We start from the raw sequence: 10753 nt of genomic DNA on the forward strand, positions 1-10753 counted from the left end.
AACATTCCTATTCGATGAGACGTAATCCGTTATATGGACGGCGATCAAGATGCTTCGTGTGGACGCTGCGGTATGAAAGAACCCAGCCAGGACACCGGGGCACGCACGACTCGAGGCGCATGCTGGAAAAGCCGCCGGTAGCCTTCAAAACCCAGGCAAACCACATCGATCATGCTTTTCATGGGCCGATCCGCTGGCAGATCATCACGCCACAAGGACCAGGTATCCGCCCGGGCGAAGGTGCACTGGATATAATCCACATGCTTTGCCAAGGGCATCTTCTCCAGTTCCAGACCGGCCCGTTCGCCGCTGGCATTGACTACTCGAGCAGCGAAGGCATGCTCCTGATGACCGCGTTGCAACAACAGCGTGAGGGTGTCACCGACGTTGACCAGCCCGGCTGCTGGCAGAACGATACCCAGGCCCCCCTCGGCATAATCTTGCAGCGTGCAGGGATAGGCGTAGCCGCCAGGAAGCTGCACCGCCCCCGGGAGCGTAATGCTGACCCGATGATTGCGCCTGACCTGGCGTGCTTCCGCCGCTACGGCAATGGCGCCTCCCAGGATCACCAGGTTGTAGAACACCCATACCAGGCTGACCAGTACCGTGGGGATCTCATCCGCGGGGCCACTCTGCAAACGCCAGATGGCGGCCACGACACCGGACAGGTTGAGCAGGATCAGCAACAGATAGGGGCGTGAAATACTCCAGTCGAAATACTGCCTGTCCACCAGGCCGCCCTTGGCGGTGACGTTGAACTTGCCCTTGCGTGGATTGATCAGCGCCACGGTAGTAGGCAGGGCGATGTACCAGGCCAGCACCGTGTCGTAGACCTCGCTCCAGAAGCTGTGGCGATAGCGGCCCTGGATGTGCGAATTGGTGAGCCCGGAATGCAGCATGTGGGGTATCACGAAGGCCAGCAGCAAAAAGGCCGGCGCATAGATGATGTAGGCATGCAGCAGCAGAAAGGCCAACGGCGCGGTCAGAAATATCAGGCGTGGCACCCCGGCCAGAAAATGCAGCATGGCGTTGACGTAGCACAGGCGCTGGCTCAAGCGCAGGCCGGGTCCGAAAAGCGGATTGTCGAGGCGGAATATCTGCACCATGCCTCGGGCCCAGCGAATGCGCTGGCCGATATGGGCCGATACGCTCTCGGTAGCCAGACCGGCGGCCTGTGGAATGCGCAGGTAGGCGGAGGTGAACCCCTTGCGATGCAGACGCAGCGAAGTGTGAGCGTCTTCCGTGACGGTCTCCACCGCAAAACCGCCAATAGCCTCGATGGCGCGACGCTTGAGCACCGCGCAGGAGCCACAGAAGAAGGCCGCGTCCCACAGGTCGTTGCCATCCTGTACCAGGCCGTAGAACAGGGTGCCTTCGTTGGGCATGCGTCTGAAGCGATCGAGATTGCGCTCAAAAGGATCCGGCGAGAAAAAGTGGTGCGGTGTCTGTATCAGGCCAAGCTTGGGATCCTTCAGGAACCAGCCCATGGTCATCTGCAAGAAAGAACGTTGGGGAACGTGATCGCAGTCGAAAATGGCGATGTAATCGCCCTGGGTCACGGTCAAGGCATGATTGAGGTTGCCCGCCTTGGCATGATTGTTGTCGTCCCGGGTGATATAGCCAACGCCCACGTCCGCGGCGAAGTCACGAAACGCCGCACGCTTGCCGTCATCGAGCAGATAGATGTTGATCTTGTCCTTGGGCCAATCGAGTCCGAGTGCCGCCAGTACCGTTGGCCGCACGACTTCTAGAGACTCGTTGTAGGTAGGAATCATCAGATCGACGCTCGGCCACTCACGGGTGTCCTCGGGCAGGGACACCGGCTTGCGATTGAGGGGCCACAGGGTCTGGAAATATCCCAATATGAGCACCAGCCAGGAATAGGTTTCGGCGCCCAGCAAGAGCAGGCCGAAGGTCATGTCCAGGCCGTCGTCCCAATTGAGGGTGGAAGTGTAGCGCCACCACAGATAACGACAGGACACCGTAAGGGACAGTACTACCAGGATGAGCGTGGAGAAACGCCCCGGCAGACGGCGTACGATCAGGGCGATGATCCATAGCAGCACGGAAAACAGGGCTTGGGCCGGCAAGGTGAAGGGCTGGGTGATGACCAGCAGCATCAGTATGGCGGTCGTTCCGCCCATGAGTATCAATAGCCAGCGAGTGTTCCGGGTAGCAGCGCTGCCATCGGGATTATCGCCTTCGAAAGTGCTCAGCGCCGGACGCAAATGGCGCTCGACACGCTGGGCTACCTTGTTCGCCCGGGGATACAGGAACCCGCGGGCACGAGCCAACGGTTTGAATCGTTCACGACGAGACGCGCGCGCCGCATGGGAGCGACGCGGTCGTACGAGTAACAGCCATAGGAACTGAAGCCCATAGCGCAGCGGGTCTGCAATGCCTGGACGACGGCGCTGCAAATGCGTAAAGCCTCCGGAATGGGATGACAGAAGGCTCTGCCAGCGCCCCGATTCCAGCGGCAGGAAGCACCAGGCGACGGCCCAGGCAAGTGTCAGCAGCACTGCAGTGGGTGGCGTGGCGCCTCGTCTATCGCGCAGATGCCGATAGTGGCGTCTCCATTGGGCTTGCGCGCCGGGTTGCAGCCACAGACTCATGCGGCTTCCTCATGACGAGCTAGTAGCCACGCTGCCAGGTTGCGAATTCCCTGCGCCGCAAGACAATCTGATCGATAGGCGGTAACGCTACGTTTGTGCGCCAGCGCCTCGAACATGGCTTCATCCCGATGAATGGTCCAAGGCAGTAGCCGATCGGAATACTGAGCCTGCCATAATGTGTACAAGTCGTTTTGCAGCAAGCTGGAAGGGGTGAAGTGATTGACTAGCAAATAGTCGTTTTCATGAAATTGACGCCTGGCCAACAAGACATGGCAAGCGGGATCGGCGTGAACCACGGTAAGTGTCACATCCGCTGAAAAATGATCCTGGGCGAACGACGCTGCGGGTAGGTCGAACAATACCCAGCGGTAGGTATCTTTATCGAGCTCCTTGAGACGTTGCTGCCATTCATCGCCGTTCAAGGCTTCTACAGGCGCGACTTCGCTATGGCCATAAGGCAGGAAGTGCAGGTGCGTTCCAAGAGCGAAAGCGGCAGCATGCCAAGTCTGACCGTTGTCGACCGCATTGGCCCAGCCGTGCTCATCGCGCCAGTCGTGGTTGAAATGCAGACGCAGCAAGTTGCGCGCATCGAGATCGATGCACAGTACCCGTTCACCGGCATTCACCAGTGCCTGGGCCAACCCCGCAACGATACTGCTGGCGCCCGTGCCGCCACGACATCCTTGAACCGCCACCCGAATCATATGCAGCGGTCTCGATGCGGAAAAGTGAGTTCAGCGAGCAATGGCCAACGTGTGCCGATCGTTTTGAGACGCTCGAGTTGAGCCAGGTTACGGTAATCGAATTCTGGTAAGTCTGAGTTTTTTAATAGCGAAATTATATCTTCGTCGTATTTTTCTAATTTGTTCTGAATTGTTTTATTAAAACCCTTTTCGTTAATCATATTAAAATTTAAATCTCAAAGTGGGTTAATAAACTAATAAATAACGTAAGCTTATGTTTTTTATTGAAATTATTGTTTTAATCAGATGAATTCATTGAAGGGCGCGTAATTTTAAGCGCAGTAAGTTTTGTTTACAATAACAGTGTTTTTATTCAGTAAATAACGGAAACTTGATACATGCAGGGACTGCCAGAGGCTATGCAACGCCACCATTTTCCATTGGGGTTGCAAGAGGCGTTACCGGAATTCGATGCGTTACGCTGTCCCGGGTTTTATACGGTGCTGGCAGATTCAGAAGACCAGGCGGAGCGTATGGGACAAGGTGTTCTGGTAGCTCTGTCCCGCCATACGACGGCGGACTGGATAGCGCCAGATGAGCATGCCCTTGGCGTACTGCAACCGCTCTCCGCTGATACGGGTCCCAAGTCGGTGGCGCAGTGGTCATTGCCCGGTAAACACCTGAGTGAGGCGCTGCATGCCTTACCCGAGGATTTTTCCGGAGTCCGTCGCAAACGGCGCGCGCCGCATCTTATCGTGCTTGAAATACCCGCAGCAGCGCTGCTTGCGTTCAAGGAGCGAGCACTGCGGCGCTGGTGCTGGCGTTGGCATTTATGGCTTGCCGAACGCGACGCCTGTTTGCTGTTGCTGGCCCATGGCCCCGACAGCTTGGCGTTGCGCGAACGGCTGGATATCTACAACGACGTCATCGATGGGTTGATGCATCTGCAGCCAAATGCAGAGGAGGCACTGTGTCATCTTCTTTATTGGCGTAGCGATCGTGGTGTCTGCGGCGTAGACGACATGATTCTCAGCCCCGTCGCCATCGGATGGCGTAGACAGGGCGATACCGGGGCTTCCCCTCGGGGCAGCAGCGACGAACATCTCTATCTCGTTCAGCGAGCGGTAATTGCCCATACGTCCGTATCCTTAAGCAATTGGCAAGTGTTCGAGCAGGTCGACGAGGTCGTCGTTCAGGCAACCCGGGCCCGGGCCGCCACGGTGATCGTCGGCATCGAGCGAAGCGAGGATGTCGAAACCTTGGCGCGCAAGCTTCACGGCTTGCGCAAGTCCCGAGGTGGCGCGCTCAAGCTGGTGGTTCGCGAACTCGTGCCTTGCTTGCGTTATCAGGACGAGCGGCTGCTGATCCTGAGCGGCATCAACATGGTGATAAGAAGCAATGTGACGTTTTCTCATTTCTTCAGCCGGATCGAGGCATTGCAAGGCCAACGTCTGACACGGCCGGTGAACGATGATGTGGAAAGATTGATCAAGGTGATGCGTCCAGCGGGGATGAGCGGACGCTGCCCACCTGCAGCCTTCATCCGCCACCTGCAAGCCTGGCTCGAGAATGATTCTGCGGCGCTGGCATCGGGACTTCTAATAACGCTTGTACCCGCGGGCGGACTTTCATGCTCACAGGCGTTTGCCCAGTGCCGGATTCACCGGAAAGGTGACATGATTACGGTAATGGAAGGGCGTCTTTATCTGTTTTTGTTCGGCTGCCGGCAAAGCGACAGCGATATGGCGCTGCAGCGTCTATTCGGCATGCCGATCGCGACGCTGTTTGGTGAGTGGGCCATTCAGGAAGATCCTGTCGCCATCGCTGAGGAAATGCAGCGCTTGATCCAGCTTGGTTGGGCAGAGCAGGAGAACCTTCCCGTCTTTACTGACGTGGAACACGCTAGAGAGGAAGCGCTTGACGTTGAGGATGAGCAGGATCAAAACGTACCCAGATCTGCCCCCTTGAAGTTGAGCGTGGAGCATCAGAAATGAATGAGCTTTTCATAGTGATGGCGCTAGGCGGTTTTGTTCTTGGACTAGTCGCGCATTGGGCATGGCGTCGCTTGAATCAGGTTTGGCCACAGCGCCCGCGATATATGTCAAGGCTGGGTGTAAGGCGTCGTATGGAGGACAGGAAAGGGGTGAGCAACGAGGGCATGGGTGTCGATGAATTACGCTGAACAGACGTTGAATACGAGTTCTCCTGCAGTCAACCGTTACTGGCGGGGTCTGGGGGCATGGAACATATACTTCATTTTCAAGCTGGCGCTTTACTGGCAGGGCGTAATTGATTTCAACGCATTGACCAATCTGGCTTTTGCCGCCTTCCTGCTGGTGCCCTTGCCGCCTCTCTGGTTGCATCGAACACGTCATGTACTGGCCATTCCCATTGGAATTGCCTTGTTCTATCAAGATAGCTGGCTACCGCCTTTCAGCCGCTTGCTGGCCCAGTCATCCCAGGTATCGGCCTTCAGTTTGGACTATCTCATCGAGCTTGCCAGCCGGTTCATCAATTGGGATTGGATGGCGGTACTGTTCGTGCTGGCGGTAGGATATGCCTTCATCGCCGGTTGGATTCGGGTAACGGTGCCGGTGGTGCTGGGATTGATCTGGGTTGCCATGCTGCCGGTACTAAGCATGATAGGTGCAACCTCTTTTTTGCCTACGACGGCGACCGCCACTACGGCTCCGGCAGGGAATGCCACCAATGGCGTGGCCGCCGTCGAGCAGAACACGGCGCCGGCGCCCGCCCCCGCTGCCACTCCCAAGGATCCAGAGCTTGATGCCAAGCTCAAAGACTTCTATGCCAGCGAGAGCGAGCGCCAGGTGTCGTTTTCCGCGTCCCCGGCGCAGCCCTTTGATGTTCTGGTCGTCAATGTCTGCTCGCTGTCCTGGGACGACATGGAAGAAGCCGGGGTCACGAATCATCCATTGTTCGACTATCTGGACGTCTCTTCGACAACTTCAATTCGGCAACTTCCTATAGCGGCCCTGCCAGCTTGCGGCTACTGCGTGCCAGCTGCGGCCAGATTCCCCACGAAGAACTCTACAGCGAAGCCCCGCAGCAGTGTCATCTGTTCGAGAACCTGGCCAGTCAGGGTTTCTCGACGGAGCTGGCGCTCAATCACGACGGGATATTCGATGATTATCTCAAGTCGATTCGTGAGCAGGGAGGCATCGAAGTGCCGATGCTGCCTCAAGACAGTCTCAAGCCTCAGATGACCGCTTTCGACGACTCACCGATATACCGTGACCGGGACATGTTCGATGAATGGATAGCCCAGCAGGACTGGGACAAGTCTACTGCCACTTTCTACAACACGGTGACGCTGCACGATGGCAATCGCATCGTGGGTGAAAAAGGCTTTGCGGATTATGAGCCGCTGTTGCAGCAGCTGTTCGATGATCTGCTTGCGTTTTTGAAGCGTCTGGATAGCGAAGGTCGGCAGGTGGCGGTTCTGATTGTGCCGGAGCACGGTGCGGCCCTGAGCGGCGACAAGATGCAGTTCGCCGGCATGCGCGAGATTCCGACTCCCTCGATCACCCATGTGCCTGTCGGGGTAAAACTTACCGGTCTTGAGCAGTCTGACGACGAGTCGCCCATTCACATCGAGGCGCCGAGTAGCTATCTGGCGGTATCCGAGCTGGTCGAGCGTTTCCTGGAGCAAGACATCTATGCTCAACAGGAGGTGGATTGGGAGGCATTGACGGCGGATCTGCCGACCACGAAGCCGGTATCCGCCAATGAAGGTGTAGTGGTGATGCCGGTGAACGAGACACCCTACATTCGCTTGAAAGGCGATGGCTGGATGGCCTATCCGCAGTAGAATGATCTCCTTTGGGAATCACTGATTAGCCATCCAGTGATTTCCGTATCTTCAAGGAGCGTCATGTCGAACAGCATCGCAAAGATCGTTACATCGTCTACACCGCCCGCGCTACGGCCCTATCAGCAACAGGCCGTGACGCGAGTGGTCGAGCATTTTCGTGAAACCGACGACCCGGCGGTGGTCGTGCTGCCCACCGGCAGCGGCAAATCCCTGGTGATCGCGGAGCTTGCGCGTCTGGCCCGAGGCCGGGTGCTGGTGCTGGCCCACGTGCGTGAACTGGTGGAGCAGAATCACGCCAAGTATCAGGCCTACGGCCTTGCCGCAGACATCTTCAGTGCAGGGCTCAAGCGCAAGGAGTCCAGCCGTCAGGTGGTGTTCGGTTCCGTGCAGTCCGTGGTGCGCAATCTAAATAGCTTCAACGACGGCGGTTTCACACTGCTGGTGATCGACGAGTGTCATCGGGTGTCATTGGACAAGGATGCCAGCTATCGACAGGTCATCGATCATCTGCGTCAAGCCAATCCGCGTCTCAAGATTCTCGGCCTGACCGCTACCCCTTTCCGCCTGGGCCAGGGCTTCATCTATCACCGTCATTATCACGGCATGGTGCGTGGTGAAGCGGAGTGTTTCTTCCAGGAATGCGTGTTCGAGCAGCCCCTGCGGCTGATGGTCAAGCAGGGCTACCTGGCAGCACCGACCCGGGTGGATGCGGCGGTCGAACGTTACGATTTCTCGCAGCTTGCGCCCAACACGCGTGGCCTGTTCGCCGAAGAAGAGCTCAATCGGGTGGTAAGGGGCAACCGCGCCACACCCACCATCATCGAAGAGATCATCGCTCGTGCCCAAGACCGGCGCGGGGTGATGCTGTTCGCCGCTACCGTGGATCACGCCAAGGAAATCCTTGGCTATCTGCCTGCGGATCAGGCGGCGCTGATTACCGGCGCGACAGCTTCGAAAGAGCGCCAGCGTTTGATCGAGGCTTTCAAGGCGCAGCAATTGAAGTATCTGGCCAATGTTTCAGTGCTCACCACCGGCTTCGATGCGCCCCATGTGGATCTGATCGCCATTCTACGGCCCACGGAGTCCGTGGGGCTCTATCAGCAAATCGTCGGGCGTGGCCTGCGCCTGGCGCCGGGCAAGAATGATTGTCTGATTCTCGATTACGCCGGCAACCCTTGGGATCTCTACGCCCCGGAAATCGGAGCGCCAAAGCCGGACAGCGACTGCGAACCGGTACAGGTCGAATGCCCGGCCTGTGGCCATGCCAACCTGTTCTGGGGTAAGCGAGATGGCGATATCGTCATCGAGCATCATGGCCGGCGCTGCCAAGGGCTTGTGCTTTCTAATCGCGCCCGCCCCCGCGCGGCTATTCATCGCGCCCGCCCCCGCGCGAAAGACACAACTTCAAAATCGGAAAAGGTTGCGATGGAGCAGTGTTCGTTCCGCTTTCGCTTCAAGACCTGTGAAGCCTGTGGCGCCGAGAACGATATCGCCGCGCGCAGTTGCCACGACTGCGGCGAACGCCTGGTGGACCCGGACGAAAAACTGAAGGACGCACTGCGCCTGAAGGACGCCCGGGTGCTGCGGATTAGCGGTATGCAGCTCGCCGCGACCGTCAATGGTCGCGGCCTACCCCGACTCAAGGTGACCTACCATGACGAGGATGGCGCCACTTTGGATGAATGGTACGCCTTGGAAACGTCTGCCCAGCGGGGCGCCTTCTCGGCGGCCTTTCTGCGTCATCATCTTCGGGCGCCGGGAACGAATTGGCGGCCCACGTCGCCCGAGGCGGTCATCGCCGAAGAGTGGCGTCTCAAGGCACCGGATTTCGTCATCGGTAGACGAGTAGGGCGCCATTGGCAGGTGCGGGAAAAACTCTTCGATTATGTCGGTCGCTACCGGAAAGCTGATGCTGCTAGGGAAGAAGTATGAAAGCGTGTAAATTCGGCGTTCTGCCCAACGCCTAGTTTCGTTACACTCTGCAGGCGCGAAATCTGCCAGGAGTGTGTGCGAGCGTGAGTGATATGTCGGACATCGTTGTACCGTCAGATCAGACGGCCGTTCAGGAAACGACGGCGGTACTGGCGCGTCTGCATGATCAACCGATCACTGAAATGCCCCAGGATCTGTACATTCCGCCGGAGGCGCTGCGGGTCTTTCTCGAGACCTTCGAGGGGCCGCTAGATCTGCTGCTTTATCTGATCCGACGCCAGAACCTGGATATTCTGTCCATCAATGTGGCCGTCATCACTCATCAGTACATCGAGTACGTCGAGCTGATGAAGGCGATGGAGATCGAGCTGGCCGGGGAGTATCTGCTGATGGCAGCAATGCTTGCGGAGATCAAGTCGCGCACGCTGCTGCCACGGCCGCCCAAGGAGGACAGTGAAGACGGTGAAGAGGATCCTCGCGCCGAGCTGATCCGTCGCCTGCAGGAGTACGAGCGCCTGAAGCTCGCTGCTGAAGGGTTGGATGAATTGCCCCGCCTGGGCCGGGACTGGTTCGGTGCCAGTGCGGGACTGCCCCCGCTGGAAACTCGGGTAGTACATCCAGAGGTCGAGCTCGACGAGCTTCTAAGCGCCCTGTCGGGTATTTTGCGCCGGGCGGAGCTCAATCAGTCCCATAACATTAGTCGTGAGGTGCTTTCGACTCGGGATCGCATGCTGGCCATTATGGAGCGCCTCAATCATGAGCATTTCACTTCCTTCGAGTCGTTGTTCAATCTCGAGGAAGGGCGCGCCGGGGTGATCGTGACCTTCATGGCAATTCTGGAGCTTGCCAAGGAAATGATGATCGAGATCGTTCAGAATGCGCCGCTATCATCCATTCATGTGCGAGCACGTCAGCCCGTGGAGGAATCAGAAGATATTCATGAGTTCGTGGTTGGCGACGATCGCGACGGCGAAAGCGCCTTCGAGGAGCGTCCATGAGCGATCCTGTGCGCCTCGACGAGATTCTCGAAGCGGCGCTATTGGCAGCGGGGGAACCACTACCGGTGGAACGTCTTGAAGGATTGTTCGACGAGCGGGAGTGCCCACCGCGCAGCGAACTGCGCAATGCCTTGACGGAACTGGCGTCCCGGTTGGAAAACTCGGCGCTGGAATTGATCGAATCCGCCTCGGGTTTTCAGGTACGCATCCGTCAGCGTCTCTCGCCCTGGATATCGCGTCTATGGGACGAGCGCCCGCAGCGCTATTCTCGGGCATTGCTCGAAACCCTGGCGCTGATAGCCTATCGTCAACCGGTGACGCGAGGCGATATCGAGCAGGTGCGCGGCGTGACGGTGAGCAGTTCGATCATGCGCACTTTGGGCGAACGCGGCTGGATTCGGGTGGTCGGCCATCGCGACGTACCGGGCCGTCCGGCGGTCTATGCCACCACCCGGCAGTTTCTCGACGATTTCGGTCTCAAGACCTTGGACGCTCTGCCACCCATGCACGAACTCAAGGGCTTCGACATGCTCGAAGAGACCCTATATGAAGATGAGATTGACGTTCAGGGCGCCCAGGCAAACACTGGCGTGGCTGCATTGGATGAAACGGACACCGACGACAGCGCGATAGGCGATGTTTTCGATGAAGTCACTGCCTCAAGTGAACAGCAAAAATCACAGCCAGTAAAAG

The 10753-nt window shown here is 57.8% G+C and carries 8 protein-coding genes and 1 pseudogene; 6 read left to right on the forward strand and 3 right to left on the reverse strand.

Annotated elements, in window-relative coordinates; translation table 11 throughout:
- Window positions 1–44: 44 nt before the first annotated feature.
- Genes bcsA through bcsR form a run of 3 tightly spaced genes read right to left on the reverse strand, consistent with a single transcriptional unit; the run spans window position 45 to window position 3519 of the window.
- The gene (gene bcsA / locus CH74_RS12325; protein ID WP_048307852.1) at window positions 45–2615 is read right to left on the reverse strand and encodes a UDP-forming cellulose synthase catalytic subunit; all 2571 of its coding nucleotides are present in this window, start codon (window positions 2613–2615) and stop codon (window positions 45–47) included.
- On the reverse strand, window positions 2612–3319 hold the full coding sequence (gene bcsQ, locus CH74_RS12330; RefSeq protein WP_048307853.1) for a cellulose biosynthesis protein BcsQ: 708 nt from the start codon (window positions 3317–3319) through the stop codon (window positions 2612–2614). Before bcsQ ends, bcsA begins: the two co-directional genes overlap by 4 nt.
- A complete protein-coding gene (gene bcsR, locus CH74_RS20055) occupies window positions 3316–3519 on the reverse strand; it encodes a BcsR/BcsP family cellulose biosynthesis protein (protein ID WP_082140415.1) in 204 nt (67 codons plus the stop codon). The genes bcsQ and bcsR overlap by 4 nt, the downstream gene beginning before the upstream one ends.
- 177 nt (window positions 3520–3696) lie before the next feature.
- Between bcsR and bcsE the strand changes: the two genes are divergently transcribed.
- The 6 genes and pseudogenes from bcsE to scpB all read left to right on the forward strand — a co-directional run.
- Window positions 3697–5292 carry a cellulose biosynthesis protein BcsE gene (gene bcsE, locus CH74_RS12335; RefSeq protein WP_048307854.1) on the forward strand — a complete coding sequence of 532 codons (1596 nt, stop codon included), beginning with the start codon at window positions 3697–3699 and terminating at the stop codon, window positions 5290–5292.
- Entirely contained in the window at window positions 5289–5480 is a 192-nt protein-coding gene (bcsF, locus tag CH74_RS20060) for a cellulose biosynthesis protein BcsF (protein ID WP_048307855.1), read from the forward strand. Before bcsE ends, bcsF begins: the two co-directional genes overlap by 4 nt.
- Window positions 5467–7127: pseudogene (gene bcsG, locus CH74_RS19625) on the forward strand (cellulose biosynthesis protein BcsG). Before bcsF ends, bcsG begins: the two are co-directional and overlap by 14 nt.
- Window positions 7128–7190: 63 nt before the next feature.
- Complete coding sequence (locus tag CH74_RS12350; RefSeq protein ID WP_048307856.1) at window positions 7191–9062, forward strand: DEAD/DEAH box helicase; 1872 nt, start codon at window positions 7191–7193, stop codon at window positions 9060–9062.
- A gap of 92 nt (window positions 9063–9154) precedes the next feature.
- Window positions 9155–10060, forward strand: a complete 906-nt coding sequence (locus CH74_RS12355) for a ScpA family protein (RefSeq protein WP_048307857.1) — start codon at window positions 9155–9157, stop codon at window positions 10058–10060.
- Window positions 10057–10753 (forward strand): SMC-Scp complex subunit ScpB (gene scpB / locus CH74_RS12360; RefSeq protein WP_048307858.1); only part of this gene is annotated, 697 nt, incomplete at its 3' end. The genes CH74_RS12355 and scpB, both read left to right, overlap by 4 nt.

The sequence above is a fragment of the Halomonas sp. PR-M31 genome (assembly GCF_001039575.1).
GTDB lineage: Bacteria > Pseudomonadota > Gammaproteobacteria > Pseudomonadales > Halomonadaceae > Modicisalibacter.

Coding starts and splice junctions, on each gene's coding strand:
- bcsA (WP_048307852.1), bottom strand. CDS start 2,615: ATGAGTCTGTGGCTGCAACCCGGCGCGCAAGCCCAATGGAGACGCCAC.
- bcsQ (WP_048307853.1), bottom strand. CDS start 3,319: ATGATTCGGGTGGCGGTTCAAGGATGTCGTGGCGGCACGGGCGCCAGC.
- bcsR (WP_082140415.1), bottom strand. CDS start 3,519: ATGATTAACGAAAAGGGTTTTAATAAAACAATTCAGAACAAATTAGAA.
- bcsE (WP_048307854.1), top strand. CDS start 3,697: ATGCAGGGACTGCCAGAGGCTATGCAACGCCACCATTTTCCATTGGGG.
- bcsF (WP_048307855.1), top strand. CDS start 5,289: ATGAATGAGCTTTTCATAGTGATGGCGCTAGGCGGTTTTGTTCTTGGA.
- CH74_RS12350 (WP_048307856.1), top strand. CDS start 7,191: ATGTCGAACAGCATCGCAAAGATCGTTACATCGTCTACACCGCCCGCG.
- CH74_RS12355 (WP_048307857.1), top strand. CDS start 9,155: ATGTCGGACATCGTTGTACCGTCAGATCAGACGGCCGTTCAGGAAACG.